Raw genomic sequence first — 18,505 nt, forward strand, 5'->3', positions numbered from 1 at the left:
TGCTGATGAAACCCGAAGAACCCCACCCCCGCCAAAGCTACGCCTTGTCTCCCCTCCCCGCTTGCGGGGAGGGGATTAAGGGGTGGGGTGTAAGGACTTTGGGAAACAAGGGACTAAAGTTTTTTCTAATCCTTTTCAGCGTAATAATGTTGTGCTGCTTGGGAGATATTTAGTTGTAATAGTGTTTCTGTTCCCAACTTATACTTAATACGGGGTTTAACAGGCGATATATTCAAACTAAGAATAATTTCTTTGGCTACCGCCTTGGCTAGTAAGGGTGGTACAGAATTACCCACTTGGCGAAATCCGTGCCATTTGGTGATGTGGAATCTAAACCAGTCGGGGTAAGAATGCAGGCGTGCAGCTTCCCTGACTGTGATACATCGTGGGGTCAGTGGATGAATTGGTCTAGGGGAGGTAAAAGAACCCTTGTATTTATCTGTGCCGGCTCTTAAAGTATTGCAAACACCAGCCGGATGTAACTTATGAAATCTGCTAATAGGTTCTCTTTCTCCCTGGGGAGTATCTTGAAAACGTTGCATAGTCGTTAATGAATGCTTGGTTCTCAGGCTGGAAGAAAGAATATGGGAATCAAATTGGCGATCGCCAGAATAATCATCTCTCACCCTCCTGATACCACGGAGCATCTTAGCGTAATTACTAGGCTTACCATACTCTGCTATTACCCAATCTTGATGTAATAACTCTGAATAATTTTCTACCTCTGGTAAATCTCCAATTGCTTGCCAAACCGTGGGGGAAATTGGCAGTATTGAAGTTTTACACCGCTTATGATTCGGCTTGGCTGGTTGGGTAATTGGCTGGGGATAGTTCGGTAACTGGAAATCTTGCCTAGCACCGAGAAGAAATAATCTTTCGCGTGCTTGGGGTACACCGTATTTAGCAGCATTGAGAATTTGATAATTTTCCTCTACTTGATAACCACAAGCTTTAAATTCATCAATTAATATTTTGAGGATTTGTTTGTGTTCACCAACTGTAATTCCCCGGACATTTTCCATTACAAAAAACTTAGGTTGTAACTCTAAAACCAACCGATGAAAGTGAAAAACTAAGGAATTACGCGGATCATCGAACACCCGTTTACCCATGAGAGAAAAACCTTGACAGGGTGAACCACAAATTACCACATCGATTTCTTGATTACCAATTTGCGATCGCTGGCGAATTTCTGTCCCTGATGTATGCTCAACACTTTTACACAAAACCGAGCAGAAAGGAAAATTAAACTCATGGGTAGCACAGTGAATCGGGTCAATTTCCACCGCCGCCAACACATCAAAACCAGCCTGCTCAAAACCCAAACTCATACCACCAGCACCCGCAAACAAATCTACGGCGATCGGTCTTCTTTTAGTGCTGAGTAGCGAGTGCTGAGTGCTGAGTCTCATTTCTGTTAGCGGTATCAAGGTTTAGCATGAAAATGTTGGACTTGTGTGTACATCGTAGGCAAGCAAGGAGGGGGCTATTATATACCTCATGTGATTAGGAAACGCTATAACGATTATCTTTGAACTATTTAAGAAAAATTATCGTATTACAAAAATATTTTGGCAATATAGCAGACTTCACAAGTCAAACAGCCATTCTCTAGCGCAAATCATCACTTTTGTACAGATGCGATTCATCGTATCGCCATCGGCTAAACGCCACGCTACCGCTAACACAACTCACAACTCACAACTCAGCACTCTCTTAGCATTTGCAGAATTTCTTGAGCCGCGCGATCGCATACTCCTACTTCTCCTAAATACTGGCGCATTTGTTGATAGTCTGCCAAAGTTTGCTGTCGCCGTTCAGAATTGAGCAATAATTCTATTGATGCTTGCGTAATATTCTCTGGGGTTGCTTCTTCTTGCAACAACTCCGGCACAATTGGTTTCATTACTACCAAATTAGGTGGCGACGCAAAGGGGATAGAACCTCTGAGAATTTTTCTGGCAATCCAGGCTGTGACGGGATTTAGGCGATAAACTACCACCTGCGGCACATTTAATAAAGCTAGTTCTAAGTTAACTGTACCGGATTTGGTGATGGCGAAATCTGCCGCCGCAAAAACTTCCTTTTGTTGACCTGATATGACTGTAGCCCGCAAACCATAACGCTGGACTGCTTCCTCTATTGGCTGTCTGTAAACTTCCAGTGACAGAGGAATCCAAAAATGAACTTCTGGTAATTTGGTTTGGATGGTTTGGGCAGCTTCAAAAATTACTGGTAGTAAATATTTTAATTCTTGCCGTCGGGAAGCCGGGAGGAGTGCGATCGCTATCTGCTCAGAATCAATTCCCAAATTAGCACGGGCTTCGTCACGGCTAGGAGCGTTTTGCATCCTATCAATTAGGGGATGTCCTACCCAAGTGACATTCGCCCCATTTTGGCGAAAATAGCGGGCTTCTTCCGGGAAAATTGCCAATAACTTATCTGTAAACCTGACAATGCGGTTAGTATTCTGCAAACTCATCGACCATACCCACTCTTGGGGCGCAATGTAGTACGCCACAGGCACATCTGGTAAATGCTTTTGCATATAAGTACCGATGCCAAGATTTGGCCCCATGTAGTCAATCAGCACTACTAAATCTGGGGGATATTGTTTTAAGTAGGCGATCGCGCGACGCTGTACCATCAGAGTTGGCAGCACATAAGGCAAAGATTCCAGGATACCCATTGAACCAATACCACTGGTATTCCCCAAAATCTTCGCCCCAGCTTCAGCCATCTTGTCGCCACCCAAGGCCACAATCTCTAATTCCAACCCAGCAGCCATAGCTTGACGCTTCATCGCCGCAATCAACAGCGATCCTTGCAAATCGCCAGACACTTCACCAGTGCTGATAAATATCCGCATTTGAAACCAATTCAAAATTCAAAAACTGGGGACTGGGGACTGGGGACTGGGAATCAAAAAGAATTATCTCTTGTCTCCCGTGTCTCCATCTGCCTAAGACTCATCACTCCTGCCTATCTTACCTCTACCGGGAATCAAACCCCGTCTCCCTGGCATTTGTGACAGTAACAGAAAGCGGCGGAGATTTTGCAGGGTTTCGGTATCGCCCAAAAATTCTAATTGTTCCAAGGCTTCTTTAAAGCTCAACTTAGAACGGTAAAGAATGCGGAAGGCTTTTTTCAGAAGTTGTAACTCGTTGCTATCAAACCCAGAACGTTTGAGTCCTATCAGGTTGAGGGTTCTGATTTTGGCGGGATTGCCCTCTACTAACATATAAGGCGGCACATCGCGGTCAATGCGTGCCATTCCTCCTACCATTGCGTGTCTACCGATACGTACAAATTGATGTACACCTAAAACACCACTGAGTCGGGCGCGTGATTCTATATGGACGTGACCAGCTAAGGCGACGGAGTTAGCAATGACTACAGAGTCTTCAATAACACAGTTATGAGCTACGTGGACATAAGCCATCAGTAGGTTGTTATTACCAATTATCGTTGCTTCTCCCGCCCCGGTGGCGCGGTTAATGGTGACGTATTCACGAATCAAATTGCGATCGCCAATTCTGACCCAAGTGGGTTCGCCCACAAATTTCAGATCCTGGGGTTCCATACCGATAGCTGCACCGGTAAAAATCTGATTTCCCACCCCAATTTCACAAGGGCCTTCTAGCACTGCGTGTGCGCCAATAATAGTATCAGCACCAACTTTGACGTTTGCTCCAATCACAGCATAAGCACCGACTTGCACCGTTGGGTGTAGTTCCGAATTTGGATGAATTACAGCAGTTGGATGAATAAGCGTTTTCAAGGGTAAATCTCCAGAACTGTCTTGAGAAGCCAGTGTCTGACTTTGATAGCCAAAGTTGAGACGACTGGCGTGACTGAGTGTGTGAGTATCAGTAGAAAAATTGTCGGGAAAATTATGTGTGAGGGTAGCGAAAGTCAAGAATTGATACAAGGCTCTTGTGGCGATTTTTGGAAATTGCTATCCTGCTTTGAGACTTCAGGAAAAGCAGTTTAGGGTTGTATCTGCGCCAGCTAGGTTTTAGCTAACCAAAGAAAACATTAATTCGCCTTCAGCAGCAAGTTGTCCGTCAACCTCTGCACGTGCCTGCATTTTACCGAAACGACGTTGTTTGATCCATAACAGTTCCACCGTCATTACCAGTTGATCTCCTGGTACTACTTGACGACGAAAGCGGACTTTATCTATACCAGCAAAAACAAACAGTCCTCCTTCTACCTCTGGTAATTGTGTCAAAACAATACCACCCACTTGAGCCATTGCTTCTACAATTAGCACACCTGGCATCAGTGGTCTACCTGGGAAGTGTCCTTGAAACTGTGGTTCGTTGATAGTAACGTTCTTAATACCTACGGCTCGTTTACCTGGTACGTAGTCAATAATTTTATCTACAAGTAAAAATGGGTAGCGGTGGGGTAGCAATTTCTGAATTTCTTCAGAGGTAAGAGTTGTTTTGATCTCAGGTGCAGTCTCATCATGAGATGCGGGACTATTTACTTCAGACACGATTGACATTAGCAGTGCAGTTGAATTTTAATCTGGGTATTTAGTTAGGAGGATTCAGAATTTTAGATGAGAGCTAAAATTCTTTGTGCCAGCTGAATATGTAAATTATGACTGGCTTTGTACGCTAAAAAGTGAGCGCGGGGAAAATATCCCAATAAACTCAAATCCCCTACTAAATCCAAGATTTTATGACGGACTGGCTCATTTGCAAATCTTAATGGTGGATTTACCCAGCCATCAGTCCCACAAACTAGCGCATTATCCAAGCTACCACCTTTGATTAACCCAGATTTTTGTAAATGTTCAATTTGATGCGCTAATCCAAAAGTCCGCGCCGGCGCAATTTCTTCACTAAAGCTAAATGTAGATTTTTCTACGTCAGTAGCCACAGACCAACTGTGCCATTGATTACCAATTGCAGGTAAATCAAAATCAATACCGTAACTAAAGCGGGTTTCTGCTGCGGGGATAGCAGCAACAAAAGCATCGTCTTGGTAAATCCAGATGGGTTCTTGAATGGTTAAAGGGTCTTTTTGCTGAGTAACTGGAACTGTTTGTGATGTCAAACCAACTTCAGCTATACTTTTTGCCCAAATTTGAGCCGAACCATCCAAAAGTGGTACTTCTGACCCATTAATTTCAATGCGGGCATTATCTACACCCATCCCCGCCAAAGCCGCTAATAAATGTTCTACTGTGCGAATGGATGCTTCACCTTTACCCAACTGAGTCGAGAGGACAGTGTGATTAACGGCTGCTACTTGGGCTGGGATAATTGGCAAATCCGGCAAATCCACCCGCACAAAATACCGTCCGCTTCCCACGTCTGCCGGTAGTACCCGCACTTTGGTACTGATACCGCTATGTAGTCCTATCCCAGTTTGGGTAATTGCCGCCGCTAGAGTGTGTTCTAGCATAGGCAAAAACTCAATATATTTTTATACTTATTATTCATGTGGAATTTTGATAAACACCCTGACAAGTAATTCGTAATTCGTAATTTTAGGATGTTAACAGTTAACAGTTAACTGTCAACTGTCAACACTAAAATCTTTCGCCAATGCCAAAATTAATCCGGCTATCACCGTCATCGTTGATACCGTAGTCAATCCGAATTGGCCCTAGGGGTGATTGTACGCGCACACCCAGACCATAGCCGTAGCCAGTACCATTTTTATTCAATACCTCAGCTGGTCTGGTGGTAGTGCCTAAGTCGCTACCTACATCAAAGAATAATGCACCACTGACAACTGAGAAGACAGGAAAGCGATATTCTACTGTTGCTTGTACATAGCTGCGTCCACTGCTTAATGTACCTTCTTCATAACCCCGAACGGAGTTACTACCACCAAGGGTAAAGGCTTCATAGGGAGGTAAATCACCAAAGACTGTACCACCTTGGATGTTAAACGCTAGGGTTTCTGGGCCTTTTGTAAAGCCAGTAAATTTTACTGGTAAATATTGGCTGTAGCTACCCCGGAGTCTGGTAAGGAAGATATTACCTGAGCCAACAGGTACTGATTGGTCTACCCCAACACGCAGGAAAGAACCGCCTGTTGGTTGTAAAGCATTGTTACGGCGATCGCGCTGCGCTCCTAATTGCAGTAACAATAAATCATCTTCACCTGTGCCAGAAAAGCTGAGGGGAACATCTTCACTGGTTTTGTTTCCAGCATCATCAAATACTGCCCCAAATTTTCTTAAGTTCCCGTCAGCATCGCGGGTAGAAACTCGTTGATACTGTAACCCAGCTGAAGCAGTCCATTCTGACCTTTCGTAAGGGTTAGCGGATAGGGGACGAGTAAAGGTAACACCACCACCTAAACGGGTAACACGGGGGCGGTCTTGGTCTTCGTTATTATTGGGATTAAATGTTCTAATATCGCTGTCTGCACCATCAAAAATCAACGAAATGGAACGACGGCGGAAAATATTGGTTGTATAGGAAGTCCGATAAGGATCGCCGGCAATCCAAGGGTCTGTGAAGCGGAGATCAAACAGCAACTCCCGTTGACCTACCTGAACTTCTGCCCCTAGTTTCTGGTTTCTACCACCCAGGTTCTGCTGCTGATAGCTAACTGTACCGAAAAGTCCACTGGCAGAACTAATACCAGCCCCAGCTGCAATAGAACCGCTACTGCGCTCAACGACGTTCACGACTACATCTACTTGGCTGGGATCAGTACCAGGGTCAAGGGAGACGTTAACATCTTCAAATAGTCCTGTCCCAAATACCCGTTGTAAGTCTTTCTGGACAATATTGCGGTTAAATACTTGTCCTGGCTTTAGCTCCAGTTCCCGCGTAATCACATATTCCCGTGTGCGACCCCGAATTGGTTGTCCTTTCTCGTCGGTTTCTTGACCTTCTTTGTTACGGAAGCGGACTTTAATGTTCTGTACTACCCCTTCTGCTACTTGGAGGGTGACAACTCCACTTTCTGATACTTGTGGCGCACCAATGACATTGGCTAGGACGTAACCTTGGTCTTGATACCGTTTGGTTAATTGCTTGATGCCTTCTTGTAAGTCCCGCAAGTTGAGGATTTTGCCATACTGGTCACGGAAGATTTCATCGGTAGTAGCAGGCGGAAGGACGGAGGGAATTTGAGTACCGGGATTCGCTTGTATTTCTACCTTGGTTAAGACAGGGTTGGGTTGGACAACAAAGCTGACTCTAACACCTAGGGGTGTGTCTTCTGGTGCTGCTTGGACGTTGGAAAATAAACCAGTGCCAAAGATAGCGTTAATATCTTCTTGCAGTTGGGCGCGGGTTGTTGTTCGTCCTGGTTGGGTACGAATAACGTTATAAACTTGGGCTTCTAATTCTGGGGTGAGTTGCCCTGTTTGAGCTTTGACTAGTACCTCTGATACCAACACACGGGGTTCAGTCGTTTCTGGCGTGTTGTTGGGGGTGTTTAAATTCTCTTGAGCGGGGGGAGTATTACTAGGCTCTGGTGCTGGTGTTGCTGGCTCAATGCTGGGCGCGGTAGGAGTAGTTTCTGGTGCTTGTACCAGTTGCTTTGCAGTTCCCCTCTGGCTCGCTACTTCTTTCGTGGTGGTTACTGCTGTTGATGGAGATGCAGAAATCACAACAGGGGATTTCTTTGTTGATTTCTTCAGCTTTGAATCTATGGTAACAACATCATCTGGTGGGGTTTTGTCAACAGATGAAAGCTGAATAGTGGGAAATAAAGTAGGGTTTGCGGTTGTGGATACTTCTGTTGCTACTTCTAAAGTAGGTACAATGACCTCTTTTGTTGCTGTTATTGCGGACTTTGTTGATTTATTAACAGATGATAAAGCCGCAGAGGCAGAAATTTCAGGGGCGGGAATTTCTGTCAGTGCCTTAACTTCCTGGAAGTTGGGCTGCTGTTCTAGTGAAATTTCACCCTGTTCTGGCTGCTGATTAGTCTCAGTGGGAAAAACTTCTGCCGTCTGCTCTACGTTGTTAGGAGTTTGTGCATTTGCACTCAAAGAGCCACTTAAGGGTGCTGTAATTGCTACAGCTGCCACCAATACTGGAGATAAACGCATTTTATTTAGATTCCTCTTCACATCCACACACCATTACAAGGAGATTTTAAGTGCTGAGTGCTGTTAGCGATAGCGCGGCGTTTAGCCGGTGCTGAGTTATGAGTGGAATACTCACTCGGAACTCGGAACTCGTAACTCTTAACTTGTAACTCGTAACTATGAAAGCACTTTTAAATCAGGACTATTCATATTTAATTTTGAGTTGCCACAGTTTGTAAAACTCTTTGTAAAACCTCCTGATACGCATCTTCTACATTCCCTAAGTCTTTGCGGAAACGGTCTTTGTCCATAACGCGGCGATTAGGGTCTGCTTCTGTTATGTTCCACAAACGGCAGGTGTCGGGACTAATTTCATCTGCTAAAAGTAGATTTCCTTGTGAGTCAACACCAAATTCTAGTTTGAAGTCAACTAGGGTAATGCCGCAACGTGTCCAGAATTCCTGGAGAAAATGATTAATTTCCAATGCTAGATGAGTAATTGCATCGACTTGTTCCGGTGTCGCTAGTTCCAACAGCAAAAGGCGATCGCGTGTCAATAGCGGATCTCCTAATTGATCATTTTTATAATAAAACTCTACTAGGGGCTGTTTTAATGATGTACCCAGTTCTAACCCTGTTTGTTGACACAAACTACCAGCCGCAATATTACGGATAACAACTTCCAAAGGTATTATTTTCACTGCCTTTACCCGCATTTGATGGGGGGCAGGACTATCAATAAAGTGTGTTTTAATACCAGATGCTTCCAACTGTTGAAAAAGCTGAGTGGAAATGCTACAGTTTATTTTCCCTTTGCCAAGGATGCTACCTCGCTTTTGGGCATTAAATGCTGTAGCATCGTCCTTAAAGTCAGCTAGCAGGACTTCAGGATCATCAGTTGTATAGAGAATTTTTGCTTTGCCTTCGTATAGCTTGGAATGAACAGACATGGCAGGAAGTAAGGTTTTAGACGTTAGACAGCTTTTGTCCTTTCGGGCTTACCCATTTTATCTTTAGTTCTTGAAGATTAGCTATTAGTCCGCAATCTGTATATTCCGAATTGGTTTTGAGTATTAAAACTTATCCATCTACAAGATAAAGTAAGTCACTCAGTAGAGAGTATTAACGAGTGAATATCTCACCGACAATAGAAGATGATTGCTTTTTATCTATGATATTTATTGGGTTAAGTTAATTTTTTCACAAATGTACTGGAAATATTTTTAGAGTAAAGACTGGCAGTATATATTAATACTTATAGTTTTGTATCAAGAAGGAAGTATTTCATCACATTTTTATAAATGATCAAATAAGATCAAGCAAGTACGTTGATATGTAAGGAGCGTCTACAACCCAAAATCATCAATTCAGCGATGAGCGCGTTTGTTAGTCTTCCTTGCACAGCAGCATCTCCAATGCAATCAGTCTTTTTTGCATATTTGCCAGTAAAACTGGTGTCAATATCTCAACAGCCCCAAAAGCATTTTCAAATCAGCATAATATTTTTCACAAGAAGAAAAATATATCAATACTAAATAATTGATAGTAGCAGTACCGAAAATTCCCAAAATTATAGGTAAACAGGCTATTAGCGATTCATATTCAAAAATAAAAACAATTAGGGAGTTGAATAAATGGAGCAAAAAATAGTGACGAAAGAGAACTTTCTCTATCCTCGTAGTCGTTATTACGGTCAAGTGAAGCCAGAAAACTTAGTTTTTAATGCCAATCTCCAGGAATTTGCCCAAAAGATAAGTTATGTCTGTAACTTAGAAACTGGTGGAAAATTGCAACCAGAAGAAGCATATGAACAAATTAAAGCTTTGTGGAAAAACTTAAAGCGTACAAGAAAACAGCTGCAAATTGGTGATAATCCATTTCAAAATGGAGATGAGAACGCTGAAGGGTAAGTACAGGGGACAGGGGACAGGGGACAGGGGACAGGGGACAGGGGACAGGGGACAGGGGACAGGGGACAGGGGACAGGGGACAGGGGACAGGGGACAGGGGACAGGGGACAGGGGAAGAGAGGGGAATGTCAATTCCTGTTTATTTGACTGTCATTGTCCAGACTCCATCCCAGTTTTCTGGAGGTGGTGTGTGTTGGTAATTATAGGCGCGTTCTAGGTGGAGATTCACTCCTTGGTCTGTGGGGCGAATTTTTTTGGCAGCTGTAAAACAAGCGATCGCTCCTGTAAAATTACGAGATAAATAAGCTGCACGGCCAGCATGGTAGTGAAACAAAAACTCCTGGGTGGTAGCATCTAAAGTAGTAGTGCGATCGCTAATTAACTCGTAGATATTGACGGCTTGGTGTTTCCCTTTAACTCTGATTTTATCTAATTGGCGTACCCAAATGCGATCGCTGCATAATTGATAAGTAAACTCGCTCAAAAGAATGTCACAACCATATTCTTTAGTGACTGTTTCCAAGCGTGAACTTAAATTTACACTATCCCCAATCACTGTATAATCCATCCGTTTTTGAGAACCTATATTTCCTGAAACCACGTCCCCGGAACTAATACCGATACCAATATGAATTTCTGGCTGCGCCTGGATAATGCGGCGTTGGTTAAATTCCTCCAAGCGTCGGCGCATATCTAAAGCTGATTGTACCGCTCGCCAAGCATGGTTTTCTGTGAGTGGTAAGGGTGCGCCAAATACGGCCATTAACGCATCGCCAATAAATTTGTCGAGAGTACCTTCGTAGTTAAAAACGGCTTCCACCATTGTTTCAAAATACTGATTTAGCAGTGAAACCACCTCCGCCGCACCGAGGTTTTCTGTGAGTGAGGTGTAACCGCGAATATCTGAAAATAATATAGTTACTTCCTTCCGTTCACCCACCATTAAAGCATCTTCCCCAACAGCCAATACTTGTTCTGCTACGTGGGGTGTCAGATAGCGGTACATGGTAGTTTTCAAGCGTTTTTCTCGGCTGATATCTTCCAAAACTACCAAACCACCTCTAACGCCGCCTTCTGGGTTAGTTAGGGGATTCACCGTCAGATTAATACTGCGGTCGAGGATTTTTACCTGTTCAGCCGTTAAAAACTTGGATTGGGGGGTGAGGGGTAAATTCCAAGTCAGAAAAATGTTAGGATTGGTGCGATCGCGTATTGTCAAAATAGAATACTGTGTTTCACTCGTTAGAATCCCCTCAGCACTTTGTAACTGATAAATCCCCACTGTTAAACTTTGTTCCGGTACATAATGTTTAGCACCAGTTTTTAAACTATCTTCTAAACGCATTTGTAAATTTTCAACTGGTACAATCTCCCAAACGAGACGACCAATTAAATTGTGTTCCCACAGCATTTTATTGCTTTTATTGTTGGCTTCCCTCAAAGGACAACCCAATAATGCTAAGGCTGCATCGTTAATAGTGACAATCCGACCAGCCATATCTGTAGAAATCACAGCATCTGATAAACTTTGTAAAATATCTTTTTGGTACTGTTTTTCTAGCAGGACATTTTCAAATAAGCGAGCATTTTCTAAAGCAACTCCCGCCTGAATATTAAAAGCCCGCATAAACTCTTCATCAGAGGAAGTAAAACTACCTTGTTGTTTATTAATTAACTGCGTTACCCCAATTAATTCATTAGCTGAATTGAATACAGGTAAACATAGAATATTCCGCGTTACATAACCAGTTTTTTTATCTGTTGAAGGGTCAAACCGAGGGTCTTTATAAGCATCAGGAATATTGAGTGCTTGTCCTGTTGATGCTACATAACCAGCAATACCACGGTTAGCAGGAATACGAATTTCCATTGAATTTATAGTATCTGCGGCGGCGGCTACCTTTGTCCACAGTTCCCCCATTTCTTTGCGATACAAAAACAGCGTACTGCGGTCTGCTTGCATTAAAATTCGGGCTTGTTCCATAACTATTTGCAAAGTAGCTTCTAAATCTAAACTTTGCCCTAGGGTTTGAGTCGCCCGTAAAAGTGCCGTTGCGCCCCGTTGATTGCGAGCTGCTACATAAAAAGACTGACAAGTTTCTAAGATAATGCCAATCGAAGCTGCAAAATCTCGAAAATGTTCTTCATCTTCCTGATTAAAAGGTGTATCACCAGCTTTATTTGCTAGTTGTACTACTGCAACTATCTGGTTTTTGCTACTAACAACGGGCATACATAAAATATTGCGAATTTCATAGCCCATTTGTTTTTCTAGGTCTGGATTAAATAGAGGATGAGTAGACGTTTCATCAATATTTAAATATTGACCTGTACTAGCAACATGACCAGGAATACCGAAAGTAATGGGAGTACGAATTTCTAAAAACTTCTGTCCATTATCTTGAGGAACTTTTGACCACAATTGACCTTTATCATAGTCAACTAAAAAAATAGCTGTATGTTCTGCTTGGAGAATTTGACCAATTTTGAGTGTGATTGCTTCTAAGACTTTCTCCAACATATTTTCTAGAGCTTCATTATTAATCAGTTCAATAGCTCTCAGAAATTGCTGAAATTCGGCAGTAATAAAGTCTAATAAGCAAACAAATTCATTAACAGAAAGGTCTTTGACCCGCCGCAATAAAGCGTGGGTGCGATTCCCTTGAGTCAGTTCTGTTAATGTAGCCAAGACGCTACCAGGGTTCGGAAGAGTCAAGTCGCTTCGCTCCAATTCAAAATTCAAAATTAAAAATTCAAAATTAAGAACCCCACCCCCAACCCCCTCCCCGCAGGCGAGGAGGGGGCTATGATATACCTTCATTTGATTAGGAAACGCTATAGCGGAAACGGGGCGTGAGCAGTGCGCTGAGTGAAAATCTCTCTACCTATTTCCCAGTCCCCAGTCCCCAGTCCCCAGTCCCTGTCACCTGTAACCTGTCCCCTGTCACCTTCCCATACAGTATTTTTTGATAATAATCTTGTAGCTGATGCGTCGCAGATGCCCAGCCCCACTTTTCTGCTTCTCGACGCGCATTTTGACGGATGATGTCACGTTCTTGTTTATTTTCTAAAAGCCTAACAGTTGCGTCAATAGCATCTTGAATATCAGCTTGGGGGTTAAACAAATACCCATTGATCCCATCTGTGACAATATCAGGAATACCTCCAGAACGAGCTGCTACTACTGGACAACCAGCCGCCATTGCTTCTAGTAGGACTAAGCCTAATGTCTCTGTACGGGAAGGAAAGATAAAAGCATCAGCACTAGCAAAGGCTGACCCTAACTCGCGTCCCATGAGATAGCCAACAAAATAAGTATTTGTACCTGCAAAATGTTTTTCTAGGGTTTGGCGATGGGGCCCATCTCCTACGAGTGCCAATCGCGCTTGGGGAATTGCTTCTAATATGGGTTTGATGCGCTCAATTTCTTTTTCGGCAGAAAGGCGACCTACGTACAATAATAAGGGGCTTTCTGGGTGATTTTGCGTTAAGCGATCGCGCATTTCTAAACTAGCTAAATCTGGGTGAAATAGTTCTGTATCTACTCCCCTTTGCCACAAATCTACCCTTTCGATGCCATGTCCTGAGAGTTCTGCCATCATGGCGGTAGAAGTACAAAGATTCAAGGCGGCTTGATTATGCGCCCCTTTCAGCAGTTCCCAAAGTACCCCCTCTAGCATCCCTAAACCATAATGCTGAAGATATTGGGGTAAATGTGTATGATAAGATGCTACTAAGGGTATTTTCAGGACTTTACTATAAAAAATCCCGGATAGTCCTAAAACTGCGGGATTGACAACATGAATGATATCTGGTTTGAACTGTTCTAGGGTATAACCGATAGCTGGGCGGGGGAGTGACATTTTCAACTCTGGATACAGAGGTAAGGGAAAGCCACTCACACCGTACACTTTTGCTCCTTTATATTCAGTAATGCCACCATCAGGGGCAATTACTAAAACTTGATTTCCATGACGTTGTAAATAGTCAACAGTATGGCGCAGGCGTGTCACAATACCGTCAACCTTGGGTAGAAAGGTTTCGGTGAATAAGGCAATTCTCATACAAAACTATCTATGTGAAAAAAGGGGTGTAGGGGTGTGGGGGTATAGGGGTATAGGTGATGAAAACCTTTACACCCATACACCCTTACACCCTGATACCCCTAGAAAACGAAAAAGCCTTTTGCTCTAGGCTTTTTTAATTCCTATGCCAAGAGACTTTGGGTAAAATCTGCTTGTTATCAACGCGTTTTTGATATTTGACAGCAAAGTTTAGCAGAGAATCAAGTAGCGAATCCGAGAGATAGTGAGGTTGTAGCCCTAAATCGAGTAATTTAGTGTTGATAGCGTTGAAGTAATGTTCTTCTTTCTCGACTCTAGGATTATCTAAGTTGCTGATTTCTACATTTAATCCCAAAGCGTTGCCGGCTTTTTTCACCATTAATGCCAAGTCACCGATGCTGAATAGTTCGGTAAATTGGTTAAATACGCGAAATTCTCCAGCTTGGGCAGGATTAGCGATCGCAATTTCCATACATCGCACCGTATCCCGAATATCCAAGAAGCCGCGAGTTTGCCCACCTTTACCGTAAACGGTGAGGGGATGACCAATCGCCGCTTGAATACAGAATCGGTTCAATGCTGTACCAAACACACCATCGTAATCTAGTCGGTTGATCAACAGTTCGTCCATCCCCGTTTCTTCGGTGAGGACACCATAAACCACGCCTTGGTTTAAGTCTGTAGCCCGTAAACCCCAAATCCGGCAAGCAAAGTGAATATTGTGGCTATCATGAACTTTGCTCAGGTGATACATTGACCCAGGCTGTTTAGGATAAGGTAGGGTATCCTTACGCCCATTGTGTTCAATGGTGATGTAACCTTCCTCAATGTCAATGTTGGGTGTGCCATATTCACCCATTGTCCCTAACTTTACTAAGTGACAGTCGGGAAAGTCTTCTTTCATTGCATATAGCAGGTTTAACGTACCAACCACATTATTGACCTGAGTGAGAACGGCGTGTTCTCGGTCAATCATCGAAAACGGTGCGGAACGCTGTTCACCAAAATGCACGATCGCATTTGGTTCAAATTTGTGCAACGTTTTCTGAAGAAATTCGTAGTTAGTAATGTCGCCAACGAACAAGTCAATGGATTTACCAGTTAAATCTTGCCAGCGTTGGAGGCGTTGCTGAATCGGTGCGATCGGCGTGAGGGTGTCCAAACCCAGTTCGTTATCCCAGTGCCGTCTCACCAAACTATCTAATATTCCAACTTCATAACCGCGATTGGAAAGGTAAAGTGCGGTTGCCCAACCACAATACCCATCGCCACCAATAACTAGGACTTTCATTTTCACCAGTTTTTACTCGCTGATAGCTTAATCTATCAGGTTTGTGTACCCTCTCACTCATCATTCTGGAAGATGTGGGATGAGAAAGGACTCCTTATTTCAACGAGAAAACAATATTTTCTGGTGGCGATCGCATTATCAGGATTATTTTCCAACCCCTGCTCGTCTCATTAATCATGCCCAATTGATATAAAAATATTCATAGTTTAAATCTATTAATATCATCGATAAATCTCATAAAATTAATGTACTTCATGACGGCGTTGATACTAAGTTCTTTATTCCCAAACCAGGAGCAAAGTTAGTTCTTCCCCGCATTAATGTAGATATTTTTCATGTTGAAGAACTTGTTACTTATAAAGAGGTGATGCTAGAAAAATATGAATTTGACCTCAGCCGAATTCATTTTACAGGTTGGCTACCTTAATCCCTCTTTACCGAGAAACCCGATATTGCTGGGCTATATAGTAAAACAAGGGATAGTAATTTTGAAATTCTTGACTGGGGGTGCGTCCTTGCCAGTTGTATTTCACTTGATTTTGCGTTAGTGTCAGCGTCATTGAACTTACAGAATTACCTACTTCTACCGCTAAGATTCCCGTTAAACCTTGAGTAGTTTGAAAGTTAGGTTTTTCTGGTGTTATAGATTCTAGTATTTGATTACTCGCCCAGGCTCGAATTTCTACGGTGTTGTTTTTGGGTGAGACAAAAACAATTCCATCGGCGTTTGTTGGTGTTGCTAAAGTCTTCCAGTTGCTGGGATAGGGAAACTCAAAACCATATCGGGGATTTTTGTAAATTTGCCATGTCATATCTGTGACATCTAAGCTGGGGGTAAAACAGCCGTACAGGATCAATAACAAAGCGATCGCTACACTAAACCAGGAAGTTTTAGTATAAAAAAGTTGTCTTAATCTCAGAGCTTTTGCTGGCAAGATAGTTGTAATCCTACCTTTTTGAAATGCTGTAAGCCATTGTATATAAAGCATTTTCGAGATAAATTTAGTCATTTGTCTCTACTTGGATTTTATTAATAGTTTAGTCGCTTATATAACTTAAGTTAGCCACAATCTTTGTAACAAACAAAGCTCAATTGTAAAGAAGAGTAACAAAAATGCCGTCAAAACGTTTTACTGTCTTGACAACTAAGAGAACAGCCGATAACGTGATATACATACCCGGGTAAGACCACTAAAAAGTGATATGCAAACTAAGCAAAAGGTTACGTTATATTTATCGGCAGAACTGCATAAAAAGCTGAAGATTCGGTCAGCAATCGAATCTGAGCGAATGTCAGAACTAGCTGAACGGGCCATTTTTTTCTACCTAACTAACTCAGATATCGTTGATGAAGTTGAAGCTTCAGCTTACGGCAGAACACATAAAGTTTATTCCTGTCCTAATTGTGAAAGTTCATTAGCATTAAAAGATGGGGAATTAGTTGGTTTAGGCAGTCAGCCAGGCTTAATTGGCCAAGAACATCTTTCTCTTGATGAAATGGTAGAAGCAGAAACCCATCCCAAGGGAGAGGAAGAATTAGTTCCTTGCTAGGTAGGAATTAGATAAGTAATTCATAATTTCGGTTGTTGTCATCAGCAAAACGATGTCTTTACTGTACTAGGGTCTCCAGAAGGTCGATTTATGAAAGAAGAGCTCAATATTCTCATTCAAGCTCAATACCCACTAATCTACCTTGTGACCTCCGAGGAAGAACGGGCAGAGCTAGCAATTTCCACAATTGCCCAAATGTTAAGACCCCAACGCCGAGTGTATGTTTGGACAGTAACTCATGGCATCGTGGAGTATGGTCAACCCCGGAACGTAAGCCAACACAACACCGTTTCCCCAGAGGCGGCGATCGACTGGATCATCCGGCAGAAAGAACCTGGTATATTTATTCTTAAAGATTTACATCCATTTATTGATGCTCCTGCGACCACAAGGTCATTACGTGATGCGATCGCCAGCTTCAAGGGTATGCAAAAGAACATCATTTTGATGTCACCCATGCAACAAGTACCCATTGAATTGGAAAAAGAAGTTGTAGTTTTAGACTTCCAACTACCCGATATGTCAGAGTTAAACAAAGTATTAACTCAACATCTCGAACAGCATCGCGGCAGACGCTTGACTACAGAAGCACGCGAAAAACTCCTCAGGGCGGCTTTAGGCTTAACTAAAGATGAATCTGAGAAAGTCTATCGTAAAGCGCAAGTCACCACAGGGCGGCTGACAGAAGAAGAAGTAGATATAGTTCTATCTGAGAAAAAGCAACTAATCCGGCGCAATGGTATTTTAGAATACATTGAAGAAGATGCAACCATTGATGCAGTCGGTGGCTTAGAAGAATTAAAAAAATGGCTCAAACAACGCTCTAACGCCTTTACAGAAAGAGCCAGAGAGTATGGTTTACCCCAACCAAAAGGGATGTTAATTCTCGGTGTTCCTGGTTGTGGTAAGTCATTAATTGCTAAAACAACGTCCCGCTTGTGGGGTTTACCACTGTTGCGTTTGGATATGGGTCGAGTTTACGACGGCTCGATGGTGGGACGAAGTGAGGCTAACCTGCGAAACGCCCTCAAAACAGCAGAATCCATCTCCCCGGCGATTCTGTTTATCGACGAGTTAGATAAATCCTTTGCTGGAAGTTCTGGTTCTGGTGATTCTGACGGTGGTACATCTAGCAGAATATTTGGGTCTTTCCTCACATGGATGCAAGAGAAAAAATCCCCAGTGTTTGTGATGGCTACAGCCAACCGAGTAGAACGCTTACCTGGAGAATTTTTGAGGAAAGGTCGTTTCGATGAAATTTTCTTTGTAGATTTGCCTACACCTGAAGAACGGTGTGATATCTACAAGATCCACCTCAACAAACGCCGTGAAGACATCACTCGCTTCGACTTGGAACAACTAGCCAAGATGTCCGATGGTTTTTCTGGGGCAGAAATTGAACAAGCGTTAATTGCGGCAATGTACGAAGCTTTTGCCCAAGACCGCGAGTTCACCCAACTAGATATTATTGCTGCGCTCAAAGCAACTTTGCCACTGTCTCGCACGATGCAAGAACAAGTCACAGCCCTCAGAGATTGGGCTAGACAGCGAGCCAGACCAGCCGCAGCCTCCGTTGCTGAATATCAGCGAATGGAGTTTTAAAAGCTTTCCCTTGCTAACCCAGGGGGAAAGGCTAGCCAAACCCGCTAGCAGTTACGAAAAAAGCCGCACC

The 18,505-nt window shown here is 43.0% G+C and carries 14 protein-coding genes; 3 read left to right on the forward strand and 11 right to left on the reverse strand.

Features of this window, described 5'->3' with window-relative positions:
* Positions 1–125: 125 nt before the first annotated feature.
* The 7 genes from L6494_RS13545 to purC all read right to left on the reverse strand — a co-directional run bounded on the left by L6494_RS13545 (position 126) and on the right by purC (position 8,967).
* Positions 126–1,412, reverse strand: coding sequence for a DNA cytosine methyltransferase (locus tag L6494_RS13545; RefSeq protein WP_237995723.1), 1,287 nt, complete (start codon positions 1,410–1,412; stop codon positions 126–128).
* 293 nt (positions 1,413–1,705) lie between these two features.
* A complete protein-coding gene (lpxB, locus tag L6494_RS13550) occupies positions 1,706–2,869 on the reverse strand; it encodes a lipid-A-disaccharide synthase (protein ID WP_237995725.1) in 1,164 nt (387 codons plus the stop codon).
* Between the two features lie 93 nt (positions 2,870–2,962).
* Positions 2,963–3,781 (reverse strand): acyl-ACP--UDP-N-acetylglucosamine O-acyltransferase, encoded by an 819-nt coding sequence (lpxA, locus tag L6494_RS13555; protein WP_237995999.1) that lies wholly within the window; start codon positions 3,779–3,781, stop codon positions 2,963–2,965.
* Between the two features lie 237 nt (positions 3,782–4,018).
* Positions 4,019–4,513 (reverse strand): 3-hydroxyacyl-ACP dehydratase FabZ, encoded by a 495-nt coding sequence (fabZ, locus tag L6494_RS13560; protein ID WP_237995727.1) that lies wholly within the window; start codon positions 4,511–4,513, stop codon positions 4,019–4,021.
* Between the two features lie 53 nt (positions 4,514–4,566).
* Complete coding sequence (lpxC, locus tag L6494_RS13565) at positions 4,567–5,421, reverse strand: UDP-3-O-acyl-N-acetylglucosamine deacetylase (RefSeq protein WP_237988252.1); 855 nt, start codon at positions 5,419–5,421, stop codon at positions 4,567–4,569.
* A gap of 127 nt (positions 5,422–5,548) precedes the next feature.
* Positions 5,549–8,038 carry a BamA/TamA family outer membrane protein gene (locus L6494_RS13570; protein WP_237988253.1) on the reverse strand — a complete coding sequence of 830 codons (2,490 nt, stop codon included), beginning with the start codon at positions 8,036–8,038 and terminating at the stop codon, positions 5,549–5,551.
* 191 nt (positions 8,039–8,229) lie between these two features.
* Positions 8,230–8,967, reverse strand: coding sequence for a phosphoribosylaminoimidazolesuccinocarboxamide synthase (gene purC / locus L6494_RS13575; protein ID WP_237988254.1), 738 nt, complete (start codon positions 8,965–8,967; stop codon positions 8,230–8,232).
* Between the two features lie 684 nt (positions 8,968–9,651).
* Between purC and L6494_RS13580 the strand changes: the two genes are divergently transcribed.
* Positions 9,652–9,927, forward strand: a complete 276-nt coding sequence (locus tag L6494_RS13580) for a DUF7219 family protein (RefSeq protein WP_237988255.1) — start codon at positions 9,652–9,654, stop codon at positions 9,925–9,927.
* Positions 9,928–10,066: 139 nt separating this feature from the next.
* On the opposite strand, the gene L6494_RS13585 is transcribed toward L6494_RS13580, so the two are convergent.
* The 4 genes from L6494_RS13585 to L6494_RS13600 form a co-directional block, all read right to left on the reverse strand.
* Positions 10,067–12,643: a GAF domain-containing protein gene (locus L6494_RS13585; protein ID WP_237988256.1), complete on the reverse strand. Its 2,577-nt coding sequence runs from the start codon at positions 12,641–12,643 to the stop codon at positions 10,067–10,069.
* A gap of 169 nt (positions 12,644–12,812) precedes the next feature.
* Positions 12,813–13,991: a glycosyltransferase family 4 protein gene (locus L6494_RS13590; RefSeq protein ID WP_237988257.1), complete on the reverse strand. Its 1,179-nt coding sequence runs from the start codon at positions 13,989–13,991 to the stop codon at positions 12,813–12,815.
* A gap of 136 nt (positions 13,992–14,127) precedes the next feature.
* Entirely contained in the window at positions 14,128–15,282 is a 1,155-nt protein-coding gene (locus tag L6494_RS13595; RefSeq protein ID WP_237988258.1) for an NAD-dependent epimerase/dehydratase family protein, read from the reverse strand.
* A 434-nt stretch (positions 15,283–15,716) separates the two neighbouring features.
* Positions 15,717–16,292, reverse strand: a complete 576-nt coding sequence (locus tag L6494_RS13600; RefSeq protein WP_237988259.1) for a hypothetical protein — start codon at positions 16,290–16,292, stop codon at positions 15,717–15,719.
* Between the two features lie 193 nt (positions 16,293–16,485).
* Here L6494_RS13600 and L6494_RS13605 point away from each other — a divergent pair, with 193 nt between their 5' ends.
* Both L6494_RS13605 and ycf46 read left to right on the forward strand, forming a co-directional pair.
* Entirely contained in the window at positions 16,486–16,833 is a 348-nt protein-coding gene (locus tag L6494_RS13605; RefSeq protein WP_237988260.1) for a hypothetical protein, read from the forward strand.
* Positions 16,834–16,923: 90 nt separating this feature from the next.
* Positions 16,924–18,435, forward strand: coding sequence for a stress-responsive protein Ycf46 (gene ycf46, locus L6494_RS13610; RefSeq protein WP_237988261.1), 1,512 nt, complete (start codon positions 16,924–16,926; stop codon positions 18,433–18,435).
* The last annotated feature ends 70 nt before the right edge of the window (positions 18,436–18,505 follow it).

Source organism: Nostoc sp. UHCC 0870, from assembly GCF_022063185.1.
Classification (GTDB): Bacteria; Cyanobacteriota; Cyanobacteriia; order Cyanobacteriales; family Nostocaceae; genus Trichormus.